Source organism: Sphingobacterium sp. CZ-2, assembly GCF_004526235.1.
Classification (GTDB): domain Bacteria; phylum Bacteroidota; class Bacteroidia; order Sphingobacteriales; family Sphingobacteriaceae; genus Sphingobacterium; species Sphingobacterium tenebrionis.
Map to the genome: position 1 here is coordinate 2684163 of NZ_CP038159.1, position 20606 is coordinate 2704768.

At 41.9% G+C, this 20606-nt stretch carries 18 protein-coding genes and 1 pseudogene; 14 read left to right on the plus strand and 5 right to left on the minus strand.

The window, feature by feature from the left end:
- Window positions 1-529: 529 nt before the first annotated feature.
- From E3D81_RS11870 to E3D81_RS11880, 3 genes and pseudogenes are all read right to left on the minus strand, one after another.
- Window positions 530-2050 (minus strand): annotated as a pseudogene (locus E3D81_RS11870) (IS1182 family transposase); the annotation flags it as partial.
- A gap of 204 nt (window positions 2051-2254) precedes the next feature.
- Window positions 2255-3295: an IS110 family transposase gene (locus E3D81_RS11875; protein WP_003010395.1), complete on the minus strand. Its 1041-nt coding sequence runs from the start codon at window positions 3293-3295 to the stop codon at window positions 2255-2257.
- A 305-nt stretch (window positions 3296-3600) separates the two neighbouring features.
- Window positions 3601-3927 (minus strand): DUF4342 domain-containing protein, encoded by a 327-nt coding sequence (locus tag E3D81_RS11880; RefSeq protein ID WP_099367409.1) that lies wholly within the window; start codon window positions 3925-3927, stop codon window positions 3601-3603.
- Window positions 3928-4141: 214 nt separating this feature from the next.
- Here E3D81_RS11880 and E3D81_RS11885 point away from each other — a divergent pair, with 214 nt between their 5' ends.
- The 13 genes from E3D81_RS11885 (at window position 4142) to pstB (ending at window position 17594) form a co-directional block, all read left to right on the plus strand.
- Window positions 4142-4690 (plus strand): YeeE/YedE family protein, encoded by a 549-nt coding sequence (locus E3D81_RS11885; RefSeq protein WP_099367408.1) that lies wholly within the window; start codon window positions 4142-4144, stop codon window positions 4688-4690.
- Between the two features lie 3 nt (window positions 4691-4693).
- On the plus strand, window positions 4694-5107 hold the full coding sequence (locus E3D81_RS11890; RefSeq protein WP_099367407.1) for a DUF6691 family protein: 414 nt from the start codon (window positions 4694-4696) through the stop codon (window positions 5105-5107).
- Window positions 5108-5189: 82 nt separating this feature from the next.
- The gene (locus E3D81_RS11895) at window positions 5190-6572 is read left to right on the plus strand and encodes an MBL fold metallo-hydrolase (protein ID WP_134777519.1); all 1383 of its coding nucleotides are present in this window, start codon (window positions 5190-5192) and stop codon (window positions 6570-6572) included.
- A 6-nt stretch (window positions 6573-6578) separates the two neighbouring features.
- Window positions 6579-7205 (plus strand): Crp/Fnr family transcriptional regulator, encoded by a 627-nt coding sequence (locus E3D81_RS11900; protein ID WP_134777520.1) that lies wholly within the window; start codon window positions 6579-6581, stop codon window positions 7203-7205.
- Window positions 7206-7221: 16 nt separating this feature from the next.
- Window positions 7222-7620: a hypothetical protein gene (locus tag E3D81_RS11905; protein ID WP_134777521.1), complete on the plus strand. Its 399-nt coding sequence runs from the start codon at window positions 7222-7224 to the stop codon at window positions 7618-7620.
- 80 nt (window positions 7621-7700) lie between these two features.
- Complete coding sequence (locus E3D81_RS11910; RefSeq protein ID WP_134777522.1) at window positions 7701-9062, plus strand: TolC family protein; 1362 nt, start codon at window positions 7701-7703, stop codon at window positions 9060-9062.
- A gap of 3 nt (window positions 9063-9065) precedes the next feature.
- The gene (locus E3D81_RS11915; RefSeq protein ID WP_134777523.1) at window positions 9066-12212 is read left to right on the plus strand and encodes an efflux RND transporter permease subunit; all 3147 of its coding nucleotides are present in this window, start codon (window positions 9066-9068) and stop codon (window positions 12210-12212) included.
- A 4-nt stretch (window positions 12213-12216) separates the two neighbouring features.
- Window positions 12217-13296: an efflux RND transporter periplasmic adaptor subunit gene (locus tag E3D81_RS11920; RefSeq protein WP_167554280.1), complete on the plus strand. Its 1080-nt coding sequence runs from the start codon at window positions 12217-12219 to the stop codon at window positions 13294-13296.
- 18 nt (window positions 13297-13314) lie between these two features.
- On the plus strand, window positions 13315-13959 hold the full coding sequence (locus E3D81_RS11925; protein WP_134777525.1) for a TlpA family protein disulfide reductase: 645 nt from the start codon (window positions 13315-13317) through the stop codon (window positions 13957-13959).
- A 296-nt stretch (window positions 13960-14255) separates the two neighbouring features.
- On the plus strand, window positions 14256-15131 hold the full coding sequence (locus E3D81_RS11930) for a substrate-binding domain-containing protein (protein ID WP_134777526.1): 876 nt from the start codon (window positions 14256-14258) through the stop codon (window positions 15129-15131).
- The gene (pstC, locus tag E3D81_RS11935; protein ID WP_099367398.1) at window positions 15121-16011 is read left to right on the plus strand and encodes a phosphate ABC transporter permease subunit PstC; all 891 of its coding nucleotides are present in this window, start codon (window positions 15121-15123) and stop codon (window positions 16009-16011) included. The genes E3D81_RS11930 and pstC overlap by 11 nt, the downstream gene beginning before the upstream one ends.
- Window positions 16001-16858 (plus strand): phosphate ABC transporter permease PstA, encoded by an 858-nt coding sequence (gene pstA / locus E3D81_RS11940; RefSeq protein WP_134777527.1) that lies wholly within the window; start codon window positions 16001-16003, stop codon window positions 16856-16858. Before pstC ends, pstA begins: the two co-directional genes overlap by 11 nt.
- Complete coding sequence (gene pstB, locus E3D81_RS11945) at window positions 16848-17594, plus strand: phosphate ABC transporter ATP-binding protein PstB (RefSeq protein ID WP_099367396.1); 747 nt, start codon at window positions 16848-16850, stop codon at window positions 17592-17594. Before pstA ends, pstB begins: the two co-directional genes overlap by 11 nt.
- 70 nt (window positions 17595-17664) lie before the next feature.
- Here pstB and E3D81_RS11950 read toward each other — a convergent pair whose 3' ends face one another.
- Window positions 17665-19194, minus strand: coding sequence for a SulP family inorganic anion transporter (locus E3D81_RS11950; RefSeq protein ID WP_134777528.1), 1530 nt, complete (start codon window positions 19192-19194; stop codon window positions 17665-17667).
- A gap of 143 nt (window positions 19195-19337) precedes the next feature.
- On the opposite strand from E3D81_RS11950, the gene E3D81_RS11955 reads away from it, so the two are divergent.
- The gene (locus E3D81_RS11955; RefSeq protein ID WP_134777529.1) at window positions 19338-19814 is read left to right on the plus strand and encodes a hypothetical protein; all 477 of its coding nucleotides are present in this window, start codon (window positions 19338-19340) and stop codon (window positions 19812-19814) included.
- 89 nt (window positions 19815-19903) lie between these two features.
- Here E3D81_RS11955 and E3D81_RS11960 read toward each other — a convergent pair whose 3' ends face one another.
- Entirely contained in the window at window positions 19904-20590 is a 687-nt protein-coding gene (locus E3D81_RS11960; protein ID WP_134777530.1) for an arylesterase, read from the minus strand.
- Window positions 20591-20606 lie beyond the last annotated feature (16 nt).

A 20606-nucleotide genomic window follows, 5' to 3' on the forward strand; every position in this document is an offset into this window, starting at 1 on the left:
GTTCTTTTATACTAATTAATTAATCAATTTAATAACAAGGATAAACTTATTTTGTTTATCCACGGCTTAAATTAATGCTATTAAACAATCCTACAAATATAGCTTATGAAAAGGAAATTCTTCCTTTTTTGGTTAATTATAAACATGTTGCAACAGCTTATTTTTGAAATATCTACTGCTATCGGATATAGGGAAAAGACCTGTTGCCTTCGAGTTTTAAGTACGGTTTAAGTGAGGTGTAAGTGAGTTGTAAGTGACTTTTTGCACTTACAACTCACTTACATGTCACTTACACCTCACTTGCACCAAGAACCGAACAAGTTGAAAAAGTATTGAAAAACAAAAAAAAGAAGGTGTCTAAAAAGGCACCTTCTTCTGTTTTATAGCTTTCTGGAGCTCCATTATAATTTCATGAGCAATATTAGGCTGCAAGTCGATGTTTTATACTTTTCAGCATGTTGATGGCTTGATTTATCGCAAATAGGGAGTTTTTGCCACCTGGTTTACCGATAAAAGCTTTGTCTTTCCACTTTTTTGCCCATTTTCTGAGGTTATGGGCAATGGCCATCAATCCGAACTCCACAGCGACTTTCTCCAGTCCTTTCATTGTGAACCGGGTAAACCTGTTGTTGCTTTTCATCTGACCGAAAACAGCTTCCACTTCTATGGGTCGCTTGCTCCGATGGTACATTCCCTCTTCCGACAGCAGTCTTTCCCGGGCTTTATCCTTGAGCTTATTGAGCCTGTGGTTCACTTCAATGAGCCGATCGCCTTTAGCTTTATGGCACCCACTGCGCATCGGGCAGCCCTCACATCGCCGAGCCTGGTAACAGCTGACCTGGGCAGTGTATCCGTTGGCACTGACTCTGGTTGCATGACCGATAAAGCTGAGCTTCTGTCCTGCCGGACACACATAAAAGTCCTCCTGCTGGTTGTAATATAGGTTCTGTACCGAAAAAGGATCCTGTTTATCCTTGCGCTTCTGTTCCATATGGAAGTAATTGTACTTCACAAAAGCGGTTATACCCTGTCCTTCCATCAGCTCGTAGTTCTGCTCGCTACCATATCCGGCATCTGCGACGATGGATTCACTCTGTTTTCCGTAATGGGACTCAAAGCCTTCCAGGTGTTCGGGCAGGGTTGTGGTATCTGCGGCCGTTTGATGGATGCTATAATGGGTGATGAACTGCTCTTCGGTGCTGATCTGGGTATTGTAGGCCGGTTTAAGCTGGCCATTTTTCATGTGGTCCTCTTTCATCCGCATAAACACGGCATCGGTATCGGTCTTGCTATAACTATTGCGATCTCCCAGTACTTCCAGTTGCTCCTCATATTTCTCCAGTCGGGGCAGATAGTCGTCTTCAAGCTTCCTCAGCTGCCTATCGGTAGATCTATCCACTCCTTTGAGCTTGGCATTGATCGATTTGATCTTTTCCCTCAGCTGGGCACTATCGATGGCCTTGCTGACCTGCTGATCCCCTAATGAAGATTGGTCCCGGCTGATCTGTGCATCGATATCCGAAAGGACCGAAGCGATGTTCGCCTCCAGCTTTATCTTGTTCTTCTCGATCGATTTCTTCCAAACGAAGGTATAACGACCGGCGGCCGATTCGATCTTGGTACCATCTACATACTGGACTTTCAGGCTGACATACTCCATATCATGCAGCATCCGAACGATACTGGCAAACAGCTCCTGTATCTGTCCCTTAAGACGCTTTCCCCTGAAATAATTGATCGTACGGTAATCCGGTGTACTGTTGCCCGAAAGCCACATGAAATGGATGTTCTCGTGCAGGGCGCGCTCGATCTTGCGGCAAGAATAGATATTGCTCAGATACGCGTAGAACAGTACCTTAATGAGCATCCTGGGATGGAAACTGGTCGTTCCCCCTCCTTTATACTGACGGATGATATGTTCCAGATCCAACTGGTCAACAACCTGGCTCACCAACCGAACAGGATGGTTCAAGGGGATACGGTCTAAAATATTCTCAGGAAAAAGACTAGGACTATTGGATGGAAGCGCTTTGAATTGTATGTTTGCCATATTGTTTTTTGGTTGCACCTTAAGATACAAAATCTTGAGGACAAAAAACAGAAAAACCCCGCCATTTTTTAATGACGGGGTTCTCTTTTAAGAGACCTTTTTAGATTCTGTGTTAATATACAAGTCAATTTTATCTTTTTTTTGTAATTTCGGGTTTTAGGCGGTCTATTGCCAGCCTGTTTAGGGTAGCCGTTTTTGGCCGCCCTAATTTGTATCTACTTTTTCGTTCTGATACTTTTGGAGATGGTATTGTGGATCATACCGCTGTTCGTTTTTATAAATTATAAACATCAGCTCTAGAAGTTTCCTTTGCACAGCTACTGCTGCTTTCATTTTGATGCCATTTCTTGAAACAAGCCTTGTAAATGTATTAGAATAATGTTCATCATGCCTTATGGCGGCCAATGCAGGTAAATGAAGGGATTTTCTCAGGTATCTGTTGCCCCGTTTGGATATGGTAGGTTTGCTCTGGATCGATGTTCCGGACTGTTTTTCCTTTATGTCCAGGCCGGCATAGCTTACCAGTTGCTTTTTATTTCGGATCATCTCAAATCCATTCGTTTCTGCCAATACTGTTACTGCTGTCAGCAGTCCAATTCCAGGGATTGTGGTCAGGTTATCTGTTTGTTTTTTGAGTAAGGAACTCTCCTTAACAATGAGCTTTAACTCGGTCATTATTTCCTTTTCCTGTCTTTGCAGTACTGCTATGCGTTCCTTTATCCGTCCTATAGAGTTTTCATTGGGTTCTGCCTCTGCCTGTTCTGCATGTAGCTGGTTCTTGACAGCAGTACGTTCCTGTACCAATTGGTCTCTCTCCCGGGTCAGCTGCTTCAAACGCTTATAGGTGGGGTCTGGCTTGCGCCACAACTCCAGGTTGCGCTCTAGGCCAAATAAGGTGATAGCTTCCGAGCAGGTACTATCCGTTATCGTCTTGATCTCTAAGGTACGGAAATAGTTGCTGATCTTGTTTGGCAGGACAATACTGATATTGCACCCCTTGCTTTCCAGAAAATAGGCTAGCTTTTCGTGATAAACGCCTGTAGCCTCCATGACAAAATGAAGAGGACTATCCTCACAGGTATGGGTCTGTACCCATTCGTAAAGCTTTATCAAACCTTTATCCGAGTTTCGGAAATTACCATATTGGCACAGCTTTTTATCCAGATTGGAAAAGATCTTGCCAAAGCATACGACCAGTTCCTTACTACCGACGTCAATGCCAACGACCTGCTTGAGTGTTTTCATGTTAATTTTTTGATGTGAAACTGAAAAATCAATAGTGAAACTTCCCTTGGACTTGTCTCCTTATGGATATTCAAGCTGGACTGTAATTCCGCCTTACATTCTGTTCTGTCTTAGGAAGCGAAAAAGAGGAAGGCCATCTCTAAAAATCAGTATGCTAAAAAAGCTACTAAGACAGCCCTAGGCTCTCCCTCTTTTCACTAAATACAGCAAATCTATAAAACAAAAAATGTCTCCTACATTTGCTTGACACAAACATAGGAGACAGCCTCTTTTTCCTTAATAATCTAAAAATTAGTGCGTGTCGATTAATGAACTTCGATCGTCGTACCTTCCGATTTTTCTTCCGTTGGAGGAGTTACCGGTACTTCTGGGTTTTCTTCTGTTTCTGCTGCTTTATCGGTACGTTCAACAGTAATCTTACATTCTGTTAATAAGGCCGCAATAGCGCCTACAGCTGCGAAGATAGGTGCTAAAACCACACCTATGACACCCAAGGTAACTGGGAAATTCATGATCTCTTTACCGTTTTTATCGGTAATCGTGATTTTTGTAACATTGCCTTCTGCAATTAATTCTTTGATTCTTTTTAATAAGTTCTCGCCTGTTACGGTGAATGTTTCTTTAATTGACATAACTTTATCGTTTTTATTGTTTAATCTATTTGCTTTCGCTTTTAATTTATATCCAAAAGTACTTGAAGTTAAACAAAACCAAGCAGATAAATAGGTCAATCCACGTCATTTTTCGGTAATTGACTATAATTTATCGGTGAATATACTTTTCGTAACTTAGGTTACCGAACGGGGAGGAGGAAGTAGCTACCTTTGCGTAAAATATTTTAAAACTATGGAATTACTAATGGGGCCTTGGCCTTGGTATGTCGGAGGAGCGATCGTGGCTTTGGTCATGGTAGCCCTCGTTTTTTTAGGGAAGAGCTTCGGATTCTCTTCCAATTTTCGAAATATCTGTTCCATGATTGGCGCAGGAAAAAGTTGTAGCTTTTTTGATTTCAATTGGAAATCACAACAATGGAACCTGCTGTTCTTAGTCGGTGCGGTGCTTGGCGGGTTTCTATCCGCACATTATCTATCCAATGATCAGATTCCTGCCATTTCAGATACTACCGTTACGCAATTGAGGGGTATGGGCTTTGAAAGCGCAGGTACGGCCTATGCGCCAACTGAAATCTTTGGGGATTTATCGGTTAAGAACATCATTTTATTAGCAATAGGTGGTTTGTTGATTGGTTTTGGAACCCGCTATGCCGGTGGTTGTACTTCGGGACATGCCATTTCCGGATTAAGCGACCTGCAATGGCCTTCTTTGGTTGCCGTGATGGGTTTCTTCATTGGCGGTTTGATCATGGTTCATGTTTTATTCCCTTTTATTTTTTAAGCGATGAGAAAATTGATATATATATTATTAGGTGTGGTATTTGGTATGGCGATGTATAAAGCCGAAGCTGCATCTTGGTTTAGAATCTATGAAATGTTCAATTTCCAATCCTTCCACATGTATGGTTTTATAGGTACTGCGCTGATAATTGGTGTAATTGCCTTTCAGATCATCAAAAGGAATCAAAAGAAAGATGTGGATGGAAATGCCATCGTGATTCCTCCGAAAGCTAAATCCATCCCCAGATACCTGATCGGTGGTATCTTATTCGGATTGGGTTGGGCATTGGTTGGTGCATGTCCGGGACCCATATTTGTTTTGATCGGTGCAGGTGTATATCCGATGATCATTGTCGCTGTCTTTGCTGTATTGGGAACCTATATTTATGGAATGGTGAAAGATAAATTACCTCATTAATATTTTGTCTGTAACATAAGTAACTAAGAATCTTCCCAATTCAAATTAAATTTGTATAATTAAAAATAATTAAGGAGAGTTTATGTTTTTTCAACAAGTATATGACAAGACCCTTGCACAAGCAAGTTATTTTATTGGATGCCAAGCAAAGAATGAAGCCATTGTAATTGATGCCCAACGAGATGTGGATGTTTATCTGGAGATTGCCAAACAGAACAACATGAAAATCACCCATATAGCTGAAACCCATATACATGCTGATTTTTTGGCCGGATCTCGCGAATTGGCTGCAGCAACCGGCGCTCAATTATACCTTTCTGATGAAGGTGGAGAAAATTGGCAATATGAATTTCCGCATGTTGGATTGAAAGAGGGTGATAAAATCACGGTAGGAAATCTTTCCTTGACAGTGATGCATACACCCGGCCACACGCCAGAAAGCATCAGCTTTATATTACGTGATCATCCGGCTTCTGATGAGCCTGTCATGATTTTCACAGGTGACTTTGTGTTTGTCGGTGATATCGGTAGACCTGACTTGTTGGAAGAGGCTGCAGGCTTGGTTGGAACAAAAGAAATCGGGGCAGAGCAGATGTTCAACTCCTTAAAACGCTTTGCAGAATTACCGGATTATGTTCAGGTATGGCCAGGCCACGGGGCAGGATCTGCCTGTGGAAAAGCCTTGGGTTCCGTACCGAGTAGCACGGTGGGTTATGAAAAACTACGTAATTGGGCTTTTCAATATGGAGATGACTATGAAGGCTTCAAGAATTACCTGTTGAGTGATCAGCCAGAAGCACCTTATTACTTCGCCATGATGAAAAAATTAAATAAGGTGAATAGGCCACTCTTGGTGGAAGTACCGGAACATCCAACCGTATCCCTAGAGGAAGCGCAGCAACATCAACCCGTTACCCTGATTGATACCCGACATAAAAATGAATTTGCAAAGGGACATATCAAAGGGGCAATAAACATCCAAAACAATAAAGCATTAGCAAATTGGGCAGGCTGGATGATCGGCTATGATGAAAATTTGGTCATCATTGCAGATGAAGGAGCGCAGGAAGAAATTACACGGAAACTGATGCGAATTGGTTTGGATAATATCAAGGCATTTGTAACCGATCTAGCTGGCGAAGAATTAGTGCCAACTAAGCTGTTGGAGGCCGATGAAGTAGAATCCAAGAAAGATCAGGAAGATACCGTACTGCTGGATGTTCGGAGTAGATCAGAATTCAAGAATGCACATATTCCAGGAGCGGAGCATCGTTTTATCGGAAGCTTAAGAAAACAATTGCCAAACGACCTGAAGGATAAGGATATCATTATTCAATGCCAGTCAGGTGATCGAGCAACTATTGCATACTCCTATTTGGAGAAAAATGGGTTTGAAAACCTTTATAATTACGCCGGAAGTTTCCTGGATTGGAAAGCTAAAGGTAAAACAACGACCACAGCATAGCATTTGATGAACATCATTGAAAATGCCTATAGCGGAATTTTAGAGCCCGCCTTGATCGAAGAGATTGAGGCGGTTGCTTTGATTAAAGAGTTTGATGCAGGGGATATTATTGTCGATATCGGTCAATATATCCGGTCTATGCCCTTATTGTTGTCAGGCGCTATAAAAATTGTGCGCGAGGATGAAGAAAGGGGTGAAGTACTTTTGTATTACCTGGCACAAGGGGAAACCTGTACCATGTCCATTGCCTGCTGCATGGGAAATAAAAAAAGTGAAATCCGTGCACAGGCAGAAATGCCTACCACGGTAGCCATGATCCCCAACCATTTTCTCAACGAGTGGATGGTCAAATATAATTCCTGGCGAAATTTTATCCTCAACAGCTATTCTTCTCGCATGAATGAAATGTTGGGTGCCATAGATAATTTGGCATTTTCCAATATGGAAGAACGCATATTGAACTACCTCAAAGAAAAGGTGAAGCTTACGAATGATCGGATCTTGACTTTAACCCATCAGGAGATGGCTTCAGATCTGAACAGCTCTAGGGTTGTAATTTCTCGGATCCTTAAAAAACTGGAGCATGAGGATAAAATTGTTCTTTTACGAAACGAAATCAGGGTATTGATTTAATTCTTATCTTTGTCATATGCTGGAAACATTAAACAAGTCAACATTACAGATCGGAATGCTAGCCAAGGTGCTGGGCATTTTTCTGGTCTTCGTATTGACGTCTTGTCCGTTGAAGGCTTCCATCAAACAAAGTTTCAGCCAAGAGCAGAGCATCGAAAACCGAAACAATAAATCGCTTCGATTTGAAAATTTGATGGAGCAGACCACACTGGAATGTAGTTCTTCCACAGAACTCTTCAATGGATCGAAGATGCATCATGCGGAGGTTCAATTCCAACCAGCTTTAATCGCGTTAGGATTGGTATTCCTTTTCGCTTATTTCATGAACCCTCATGAAAAAGTGGAATATGCATGGGATACAACCAAACTGAACCTCAACCCTTCCTTAATTCAACTCAATAGGTTGAATATTTAGGCCTCTTTGCTTTAGGATAATTTTATCCTAATCCCCCCATTTATTATATCATTCTTTTACCATTTTATTTAAATACAACTATGTTTTTAAAGAAGAAAAACATGTTGCTGTTGTTTATTCTATGGATTGCAAATGCTGCCTCTGCGCAGGATCTGCAAGCGATCTGGGAGAACACCAAGCAATATTATAAAGGATTTGAGGAGAAAAAGCAAGGAATCTTATTGGCAAAACAGGATAGTCTAGCCCGCTTGCTACTTTATAAACCTCAGGTCCAAGTACAGTTTCAACAGGGCCTTAGTTCTGCTGAAGGTGGTACGGGTGCTTTTATACCTTTGGCGGGTATTGTCAATGTAAATGCCAGTGATGCTATTCAAGGTGATAAGCATCTTTTCAATCATTATTTATCCGGTATCATGACCTGGGATTTTCTTCGTTTTGGGAAAAGGGATCTAGATAAACAGATTGGTCATGCCCAAGTTCGTCAATCCGTATTGGAGGAATCACTATTTGAACTTCAGCTCCAAGAGCAGTTGATCGCTCGATTTATGAACCTCCAGTATTTAGAGGTTATGGTGACTTGGTATACACAACAGCTAAAACACTATCGCCTGATGTTGTCCATTAGCCGAAACCTGGCGGAAGCTGGGATAAAACCTGCTGCGGATTCGCTGATCGCTAAATCTGCTTTACATCAGATGGAAAGCAATCTCACCCTGCTTCAAGGAAGAAAGGAGGGCGCAAAATTCTTATTGAAAGAGTTTATTGGGCAAGAGGTGGATTGGACCAATGATCAGAATGGGAGAAAATTCATGATGGTTGTCAATCGGATACCTCAAGATTCGCTTATCCATCCGGAAATCAACATGGAATTAGCGGCATTGAACCGATTAGCGTTAGATCAGCAACGGAATGAAAAGGAAAAATTACCCCGGTTCTTATTGCTCGGTGGTTTATCGAACCGTAGTTCCTCGATGAATTCGGCCGGGGAAATACGTACGAATTATGGGCAATTGTACGATCGGTTTTCCAATAATTATTTTCTTGGTGTAGGAGTTACCTGGAACTTTCAGCAGTTTCTAAAAGGGGCTTCTGATAAAAAATATGCGCAAATAAAGTATCAGGAAAAAAGCTATGCCACAGCATTATTGAAAGCCAAACAGGAGGCCGTTTCAGCCGATTTGGAAGCACAGGTACTTGCTGCAGAAACCAGTATGGACCTTGCGAGAAAAAGTATGCAAGATGCGGAAAAAGCACAGGAGATGTACCGCACGCGCTATGAGGGCGGGCTTATCAATCTGACGGAATTGTTGCAGGTTCAGGACATGCTTTTGCAAACCTCGCTCAAGGAAGTGAATGCCTATCGAGATTATTGGAAACTACTGATTTCTTGGAGTTATCAACGGGCTGATTTCAGCTTATTTTTTAATCATTTCAACGGATAGGATATGAATTTAATACGATTAGGCCTTCGAAAACCAATAGCTGTGATCATGTTCGTTCTTGCAGTTGTCTACTTTTCATGGCCAGTAATAAAAAAATTAAAAGTGGATATCTTTCCGGAGATTGAATCACCGGCCATGTACATTGCCATGCCCTATGGAGGGCTATCTCCAGCCTATATGGATGGGTTTATGGCCAATGAATTTCAGAAGGTCCTACTTTTTGTGAATGGGGTCAAGGAGCTGGATTTTAAAAGTGTGCAGGGGCTTACGCTCATGAAGCTGACTTTCTATCCAGGAACCGATATGTCTCAAGCATCGGCAGAGATCAGTATGCAGGTTTCTAGGGCGATGGGCTTTCTTCCTGCGGGTGCAGTACCACCGATGGTCGTTCGCTTTGATGCCAGTTCGCTACCCGTTGGTCAATTGGTCTTTGATTCCGATCAACATTCGGTAACAGAACTGCAAACCATGGCGATCACCAAGATCCGACCCATGTTTGTTAATATCCCTGGGATTACCGCTCCGGCACCTTTTGGCGGGAACATGCGCAGTTTGGTGGTCAATATTGACCCTCAACGGATGAAAGCGGCAGGATTAAATCCGGAGGAAATCACTTTGGCGATCACCAAGAATTCCATTCCATCTCCTGCGGGCAATGTTCGGATCGGTGATAAAAACCTGATGGCGCCAATGAACAGTATTTCCTCCGGAATTTCAGAGTTCTTGGAAACTCCCATTAAAAAGGTAGCCGGAAGGACCATTTTTGTGGGCGATGTTGCTACTGTTATGGATGCTGCCGATCAGACAGTAGGCTATGCGGTTATCAATGGCAAACGATCGGTCTATCTCCCGATCATTAAAAAGCCGGATGCTTCTACCTTAGATGCGGTGGAAAACCTCAAGAATGCCTTGCCCATGCTGGAAAATCTACTTCCCGATGGCGTCAAGATAAATTATGCGTTCGATCAATCGATCTACATTGAAAGATCTTTGTCCAATTTGATTTTCGAAGGGGTGCTTGGCGCATTGTTAACCGGATTGATGGTGTTTTTGTTCCTTGGTGATCCTCGTGGCTCCTTGATCGTAATCCTGACGATTCCGATCGCTATCCTATCAAGTGTTATAACGCTCCATTTTTTCGGACAAAGCATTAATATCATGACGCTTTCGGGTTTAGCACTTTCGATCGGTATCCTGGTCGATGAGGCTACAGTGACCATAGAGAATATACACCAGCACCTGGAAATGGGGAAACAGAAGTCCCGAGCCATACTGGATGCCCTGTTGGAAATATCCACTGCAAAATTGTTGATTCTGCTCAGTATCTTGGCCGTGCTCACCCCGGCCTTAATGATGGAAGGGATTCCTAGGGATATGTTCATGCCTTTATCCATGGCGGTAGCATTTGCTATGATTGCTTCTTTTATCGCTTCGCAGACTTTTGTGCCCATCATGGCCAATTGGATCATGAAGTTTAAACCTCATAAAAGGAAAAAGAAATCCTTTTTGGATAAGCTATCAATCCGGTACCAATACCATCTGCGCCGAGGTTTTAAGAACTCAGGCTGGAGGATTGCGGGATATTTTTCTGTTGCCAGTTTATTATTGGTATTGACCATAAGCATGTTGGGAACCGAGATCATGCCTAAATCTGAAGGAGGTGATTTCCAGTTGAGGATTCGGATGCCAAATGGGACCAGATTAGAACGTACCGAAGAAACCGTAAAACAAATGACCCGAAGCATTCAAGAAGCTTTGCCGGCAAACAGCCTGAAAATCAGTTCCGCTTTCATTGGGATGCACCCTTCTGCAAATCCTATCAATCCTATCTTCCTATTTACCAATAGTACGGGCGAAGCGGTGCTGCAGCTTTCCATGGATAAAAAGAAATTGGAAATGGGTACCGATGAGTTTAAAGAATTTGTTCGGAACCATTTGAAAGAGCGCTATCCAGCAGTCAATTTTAATTTTGAACCCATTGAATTGATGGAAAAAATCATTAGCCAAGGGTCGATGAGTCCAGTTGAGGTCAAGGTAAGTGCAGGTCAATTGAAAACGGCTGCTAAGCATGCGCAAAAGATTAAAGACTTGATGGCCGAGTATCCTTTTATTAGGGATCTCCAGATTGCAGAGCCCATTAACTATCCTAGTATTGATATCAAGATCGACCGGAAACGATTGGCGGATTTTGATCTGACGGTTCAGGAGGTTTCCCGAAATATTTCTGCTACGACATCTTCCACCCGGTTTACCGATAAGAATTTATGGGTAGATCCACGGTCAGGACTGGTGTTCCAGGTACAGGTTCAGGTGCCGGAAAATCTTATCCAAACTGTAGAGGATCTGAAGGCCATTCCTGTGAAAAAGGGCAGTTCCTTTCCTTTGTTGGCCGATATCGCAACGATTACGGCAAAGGAAATGCCGGCGCAGGTTAATCGTCGGGGACCGAATCGCTATGTGAGTATCATCGCTGATGTACATGAAAAAGATCTGGGTGCTGCCAATAGGATGATAAATGAAGTATTGGAAAAGGTAGGCGAACCAGAAAAGGGTGTTCGTGTTTGGAAGGAAGGATCAACAGTCTTGTTGGAGGAGACATTAATGGGGTTATTATCGGGTTTGTCCATCGCCATCGTGTTGATTTTCTTTATGATGTCGGCCTATTACCAATCGCTTCGAATAGCTCTTATTATATTGACCGTTGTACCAGCGGTGATCGCGGGGAGCGGGCTGATGATTTGGATAGGGGGAAGTACCTTGAATCTGCAATCCTATATGGGGATCATTATGTCCATTGGGGTATCGATTTCGAATGCAGTGTTATTGGTGAATCAGGCAGAATGGAATCGGAAGAAATTGAATTTATCTGCTTCTAGCGCAGTACTATTATCAGCAAGGTCTCGTTTTCGTCCCATTCTGATGACAGCTATGGCCATGCTTGGCGGTATGTTGCCTATGGCATTGGGAATGGGCGATGGCGGTGAACAGGTGGCGCCATTGGGTCAAGCCGTGATTGGCGGTCTGTTAAGTTCTACCGTGGTCATTCTTCTGATTCTACCGATGATCTTCGGGAAGATCATGAAAAAAGCAAGCTATATGGATCCATCGCTGGATCCTGAGGATTTGAATAGTAAATTTTATGAAGGTTAAAAACATGAAAATAGTATATTTTTTTGCAGGCATTTTGCTATTAGCTGGATGCCAGGCTCCGAGCAAAGAACCCAATAAGGAGCAAGTTCACCAGGCATTGAAAGTGGAGGTTATACAACCTGAGAACCTTCATCCATCCTTTATCCTGAAATTACCAGGCGCCTTGGAACCCAATGAAAGTTTGGATGTGTATGCCAAGGTGAAGGGATTTGTAAAAAGGATTCATGTAGATGTTGGGGATAAGGTGCGTAAGGGACAGGTTTTAGCGACGCTGGAAGCGCCCGAAATGGATCTGCAATCTACCGCAGATTTAGCGAGATCGCAACAACTGGAGGCGAATCTTGCGGTAAGTAAACAACGATATGAGCGGATTCGGAAAGTTTCCCAGAATCAGCCAGGTGCGGTTTCTGCACTGGAATTGGAACAGGCTTATGGGAATTTATTGCGGGATAGTTCGGCAGTTCAGGAAAGTAGATTTTCACATCGAAAAACTGCACAACTTAAAGAATATCTGGTAGTGAGGGCACCTTTTTCCGGCATTATTACCAGCCGAAATTATTCTATTGGTGCACTGATTGGAGATACGGGTATACCTATCTTCCGTTTGGTGGAAAACGACAGGCTTAAATTAAAGGTTACCGTTCCTGAAGTTCATGCACAAGCTATTTCGGATAGTACAAGGGCAGTCTTTTCCGTGTTGGGTTTGCCAGAAAGTAGTTTTGAAGCACGGGTGAAGCGGAATGCGAAGGTGATCGATCCAGTGACAAAGGCCTTGGCCCTGGAATTTGAAATTCCTAATCAGGACGGGAGATTGAATGGTGGGGATTATGCGGATGTGCAGCTGCATTTGAGGAGAGAGAGGCCTACTTTTTTTGTACCACAGCAGTCGGTAATACATAGTCAATCGGGGATTTTTGTTTTAGGGTTGAATGATCGGCAAGAAGTGCAGCGTATTCCAGTTAAAATTGGACAGGAGCTGGATGGGAAGGTGGAGATCTTTGCCAACCTAACAGGGGAAGAAGTTTTATTGAAAAAGGCTTCCGAAGAAATAATTAATGGTCAAAAAGTTCAGATATTAAAATAATCTATAGAAATTTAAATAATGAAAAAGTTAAATCTAAGTATCGTTGCGTTGGCAATGGTTTTCATGACTTGGTCATGTGGAAATGCGGAAAACAATAAGGGAAGTGTTTCAAAGGATTCCTTGGGGAATGAGGATGTGGAACAGGTTGCGGGTGCGGAAGCAGCAGGGATGGAAGCTGGCCAGGTGGAAGGGCATGCTAAGGGGCAAGTGGAAGGGCAAGTGGAGGGCCAAGCGGTTTCAGATATGCAGGCCAGCTTTAAGAATATCAATGGCGAGACCGTTTCGTTAAAGGATTTGAAAGGGAAAGTTGTTGTGATGAATTTTTGGGCGACTTGGTGTCCGCCATGTATTAGAGAGTTGCCTTCTCTTCAAAAATTAAGTAAGGAGCTTGCTGGTAAAAAGGATATTGTTTTTATGGCTATTGAAGTGGATCAAGATATCGATAAGGCAGCAAAATTTATGGCTAAGAATAAATATACACTTCCTTTGTATACGTTGGATTCGCCTTTGCCGGCAGAGTTGGCTAGTGAATCTATTCCGGTTACTGTGGTGTTGGCAAAGAATGGTGATATTGTAGGAAAGCATGTGGGGATGATGGATTTTGGAAGTGAAAAACTGAAACAGGGTTTGATTGATCTGACGAAAGAGAATATCAGGAAGTAGGTTGTTGGGAGACGCCGCGTCATTGCGATCCTTCGCGTCATGGTTAACCTTCGCGTCATTGCGAGGAGGTACGACGAAGCAATCTTTACACTAATCGAAAGATTGCTTCGTTCCTCGCAATGACGTATTACCTCGCAATGACGTAATTCCTCCCATTGACACAGTCCCTCCCAATGCCCCTTATTAATATTCTATTAATAACTTTTTTACATTCCTCTAACATAAATCCAAACACACAAGGATACGTTAATAATCCCTTAACATTGTGTTAATATTGATTTGTCAATTTTGTGGGGATGAAAAAAAGGTCTTTAATAGAGGGGACAATAATTTGCCTCTTAGGAGTTTTAAGTTTAACTAGCTGTAGTAACAACACGAACTCCATTAAAATGAAAGGATCGGATACGGAGGTTAACCTAGCTGTTAATCTTGCGGAGAACTTTACCAAACTAGATCCAACTTTTAGCATAGCGATTTCCGGTGGTGGTTCAGGATTAGGAATTACATCCTTGATGAATGGCCAAGCTGACATTGCCAATTCTTCTCGCCCCTTATCGGAGGAAGAAAAGCAACAGTTCAAAGATTTGAACATTGCGATCAAAACAGTCGTATTCGCAGAGGATGCCACCGCTTTTGTGGTCCATAAAGACCTTCCTTTGGATGAAATCGACACAGAAACCTTATCAAAAATCCTTTCTGGTGAGATTAAAAATTGGTCTGAAATAACAGAATTCAAATATCCCATCAATATTTACGGTAGACAGAGCAGTTCTGGTACCCACTCCTTCGTCAAGAAAAAATTGAAGATTGAGTTCACCAATGCTGCCAAAGAAATGACGGGGAATGCCCAGATTTTGGAAGGTGTTAAAGCTGACAAAACGGGGATTGGATATGTTGGTGCCGGATATGTTGCCCATGATCCTTCCGCTAGTCAAGGTGTTAAGATTCTGAAAATCAAAGATAAAGAGGGGCTGGGTGCCATCTCGCCTTTAGATCAGAGCGCCATCAATGCCGGTACGTATTTTTTCCAAAGACCATTATATCAATTTATCCTCGCTGATTCCTGGGAGAAAGTCCGTCCGTTCATCAATTTCGAACGTAGTGAATCTGGACGACAGTTGATTTCAGACCATGGTTATTACATCCTAGAAAATCAAAAAAATGAAATATAAGGCTAGACTTTCGCTAGATGTTGTTTTTAAATACATTTTTAAAGCAACAGGATTTTTGGTATTGGCGCTTTTAGGCGGAATCCTTGCCATGTTGATCTATAATTCCTTTTCCTTCTTCCTGGATGTAAAACCTTTGGATTTTATCACCGGTATGGAATGGAATCCAACTGGGAAAGTTCCAAAATACGGTATGTTACCTTTGATCATCAGCACCACCATCGTTACGTTTGGCGCCATGATCATCGCCATTCCACTAGGTATTGGTACAGCCGCTTTTATTGCGGAATATGCCAGTCCAAGATTGAAGAACATTCTTAAACCGACCATTGAAATGTTGGCCGCCATACCATCCGTTGTAATCGGATTCTTGGGTATTGTGGTGGTAAGTCCAGGAATCGCCAGTTTAGCCGATCTTTCCAACGGATTGAATGCGTTGAATGGTGCTATCCTGTTGGCAGTAATGGCCCTTCCAACCATTATTACCGTAGCAGAAGATGCTATACACGCAGTGCCAAAAACATATAAAGAAGCAAGTTATGGGGTTGGAGCCACCAAATGGCAAACTTTATTGAATGTGGTTATTCCAGCAGCTGCCCCAGGTATTATTGCTGCAGTGATGTTGGGCGTCGGACGTGCCATAGGTGAAACCATGACGGTATTGATGGCCACAGGAAATGCCTCCATTTTACCGAGCAGCATGTTCGATTCCGTAAAAACAATGACGGCAACCATTGCCATTGAGATGGGAGAGGTGCCTTATCAAACTACCCATTATTTCGCACTATACGCCATTGCCACGGTATTATTCATCATGACCTTGGGCGCGAATCTATTGGGAGAATATTTTATTAACCGTTTCAGAAAGTACCATGCGCAATAAGACTTTTAGATTTTCCAGTATCATTGAATGGGGTACTTTATTGATCAGTACCTTATTGGTATGTTTCTTTTTGGTTGTTGTACTTTGGGAAATCATTTCCAAAGGGTCTAGCGTCCTATCCTGGGATTTCGTGACGCAGGTTCCATCGGAAGGTATGACCAAAGGTGGAATAATAACTCCGATCATCGGTACGGTTTTGCTGACCTTGATCACCTCTATCTTTGCCATTCCTTTTGGGGTCTGTTGTGCCATTTATCTCCATGAATATGCGGAAGATAATTGGTTGACCCGTACCATTAGAGCATCCATCCGTAACTTATCGGGAGTGCCTTCCATTATTTATGGTTTATTCGGTTTGGCTTTATTTGTTCAGGCTTTACAATTCGGTACTTCTTTGGTTGCAGCAGGTCTTACGTTGGGATTATTATCCTTACCCTATATCATCACGACAACGGAAGAAGCATTGATGCGTATCCCGAACAGTACACGTGAAGCAGCATTGGCCGTTGGTGCCACTAAATTTGAGACTATAAAAGATGTTGTTCTTCCTTCGGCCATGTCGGGGATCCTTACAGGGGTTGTATTGACCTTATCCAGAGCAGCAGGAGAGACCGCACCCATCCTTTTTACAGGTGCAGCTTTTTATATCAATGGAACCTCCGGTTTCATCAATCAGGAATTTATGGCATTGCCTTACCATTTATACATGTTGTCTACCCAGCATCAGTCTATCGAAGAGGTTCGTCCGATTGCTTATGGTACAGCCTTGGTATTAATCATTGTGGTTTTTCTTTTGAACCTAACCGCATTTTGCATTCGTTACAAGTACAGAAAAAATGAAAACTAAATTATTCGCAGAGAATCTAAATATCAGCTTTGGTGCTAAACAAGTATTGAACAACATCAATGTGAATTTTGCAGAAAATCAGATTACCGCATTGATCGGGCCTTCCGGTTGTGGAAAAAGTACCTTATTGCGTTCCTTTAATAGAATGCATGATCTTTCCCCTGATGCAAAAATTGATGGCAGGCTTCAATTGGAAGAATTGGACCTTTACTCGAAAACAGTACCTGTAACGGAGATTAGAAAGCGTATCGGTATGGTGTTTCAAAAAGCAAATCCTTTCCCTAAAAGTATCTATGAGAATATTGCCTATGGCTTGAAGATCAATAACCTTCCGCATGATAAAGCAGTGATCGAAAAGGCATTAAGGGAAGCATTCTTATGGGAAGAGGTAAAGAACGATCTGAAGATGCCTGCCACAAGATTATCAGGTGGTCAGCAGCAACGCCTTTGTATTGCGAGGGCCGTGGCTTTACGTCCAGAGGTTATTTTGATGGATGAACCTTGTTCTGCACTGGATCCGGTGAGCACCTTAAAGATCGAAGATCTGATTACCCATTTAAAAGAGAAATATACGATTGTTATTGTGACACACAATATGCAACAGGCACAACGTATTGCAGATAAAACCGTATTTATGTATTTGGGTGAGGTTAAGGAAGAAGGTCCTACCGCTCAGCTATTTAGGAATCCGGTTAATGAAATGACCGCCAATTATATCAACGGACATTTCGGATAATCGCTGGATTTAAATTCAAAAAAGATTTAGCGTTTTATTAATATCATCTTAGGCATTTAAGTGATTTCTTTTATTTCTCTGGCATGACCTTGTAGGTCGGATCTTCTTGGATATTGACCTCGATAATCCCCTTGGCATTTTCCAATAATTTAATAGAATCCTCACTTAAATGTCTTAATATCACGGTTTTTCCTTGTAAGGCATATTTGTTGGTCAGTTTGTTCAAGGCATCGATCGCTGACATATCCACTACTCTTGATTCTTTAAAATCAATAATGATCCGTTCTGGATCTTCTTCCAAATGAAATTTATCTAGGAAATGACTGGTGGATCCAAAAAATAAGGGGCCATATATTTCATAAATCTTATTACCAAATTCATCGGTTGTTTTTCTTGCCCTGATCCTAACCGCACTATCCCATGCAAACACTAAGGCAGAAATAATAACACCTACAAATACGGCTAAAGCCAGGTTATGGAGAATGACGGTGATAGCAGCTACCAAAAGCCCAACAAAAATATCCGATTTTGGCATTTTAGTGATCATCCTGAGAAATCCCCATTTGAAAGTGGTTATAGCCACCATCATCATGACACCTACCAATGCTGCCATTGGGATTCTTTCGATAAATGGAGCACCCACCAAAATCACGAATAAGATGGTCAATGCGCCAATAATTGCCGATATTTTCGTTCTTGCACCAGCAGATATATTCACTAATGTCTGGGCAACCATAGCACAACCACCCATTCCGGCAAAAAAGCCATTTACTATATTGGCCATACCTTGGGCGATCGATTCTTTATTCGAACTACCTTTACTGTTGGTCAATTCATCGACCATGCTTAATGTCAATAAAGACTCGATTAAGCCAACTGCTGCCATCACCAACGCATAAGGGAAAATTATTTCCAATGTTTCCAGGGTAAAAGGCACATTTGGAATATGAAAGCTTGGAAAGGATCCGGAAACTGAAGCAATATCCTTCACAATCTTGGTATCAATCCCTGTTAATTGCACCAAACCAAAGATCAATAATATGGCGATCAATGAGGCCGGAATAGCTTTGGTAACCTTAGGGATCAATAATACCAACAAAACGGTTAACCCTGTAAGTCCCAACATGGTCCATAGTTGAGCGCCAGCCATCCATTCCATAACACCGTTAACTGGTGTTTTGAATTGGGCAATCTGGGCCATAAAGATGACCACAGCTAATCCGTTCAGGAATCCAAACATAACGGGTTGAGGGATCAAACGCACAAATTTTCCCAGGCGAAAAGCTCCGACCAGGATTTGAAAGACTCCAGCCAATGCCACTGCGGCAAATAAGTATTCCACGCCATGAGTTGCTGCAAGAGCAATTAATACGATGACCGTAGCTCCAGCTCCGCCGGAGACCATCCCTGGTCTGCCCCCTAAAACGGCTGTGATCAAACCCATAAGGAATGCCGCATATAAACCGGTAATAGGAGACAAGCCTGCTAAAATGGCGAAAGATAAAGATTCAGGTATCATGGTCATCGCCACTGTTAACCCTGCTAGTATCTCGTTTTTTAAATTTATTTCCTTAATATTAGGGAGTTGTAATAGAGACATGCCTTGAAAATTATGCTGCAAATATAGGTAGATGTGTGAAAAGCTAGGACAGATATTAAACAAATATTATTTAATTAAATATTTTAATACATAATATAATAATTTATATATTTTTAAGTTTAAATATTAAAACAAAGTATTTTATGAAAAAACTAATGATTTTTGGAGCTTTGGCAGTAGGAGTATTAGCCAGTTGTGTGAATCAAAAGAAAAACACAGAAGATACCAGTTCAGCAGATGGTCAAGTGACAGCAGATTCTAATTTCGTTAAGGTAGAATTTGTTGGGACAAGCAAAAATGAGATTAAGAATAATCAAGGAAAGGCAACACTTTATGCTATTCCAGAACATTTGGCGGATGCGGCAGCAACGGAAATCACCTCAACTACATTTGAAGCAAGCACTTTTCCATTTACTGTAAATTTCCATTTGCCTAATAATCATAAGGCAATGATTCAGCCAGCGGTGAAAGAATCGGATGTGATTAAGTATTATGTGGATTTAGATTGGGATTCAGATGGAAATGGAACGGTGGATTCTGCGGACGTGGCTATTGATTTTGATAAGGAGTTTCCAAATGTGGATATCAAAGGGGAAGTTACTAAGGTTAATATAAAATAGAAAGGTTCGTCATTGCGAGGAACGAAGCAATCTTTAAGCATGTTATAGTCTGAAGATTGCTTCGTCGTGCCTCCTCGCAATGACGATATTTACAACAAATCCTTTAAATGCGCCCAGACATTATCCGCCAAAATAAACTGCCCTTCAGCAGTTGGATGAATGGCATCCTTCTGATTCAACTTTTGTATACCAGCTACTCCTTCCAATAAAAAAGGAACCAGCGTCATCTCCTTCTCCTTAGCCAACTTCGGAAAAATCCCCTTAAATTCCTCAAAATAAGTCTCACCCATACTCGGAGGGACCATCATCCCAGCTAATATAAACTTACAATCCGGGTTTACTTTTCGAACCTTATCCACAATCTCCCCTAAATTTTTATAGGTACTTTCCGGCGGAATACCCCTCAAACCATCATTAGCACCCAATTCCAACACAAAAACGTCTAAAGGTTCTTTCAACAACCAATCAATCCTATCTTTTCCTCCCGCACTTGTTTCACCACTCAACCCCGCATTCACTGCCCTATACCCTAATCCCAAGGAATCAATCTTCTTTTGAATCAAGTTTGGAAATGCCAGGTCGGTACTTTCCAATCCATAGCCCGCCGTTAGGCTATTCCCAAAAAATACAATGGTTTTTACACTATCTTGAACACTATCTACTTGGCTTACAGAATCAGAAGAAACTATCGCTGTATCCTTTTTTTGAGGATTTCCACAGGCTATAAATAATATGAATGTCAAACAAATGGTAAATGTGATCGGGAACTTTTTCATTCTTCTAATTTATTTA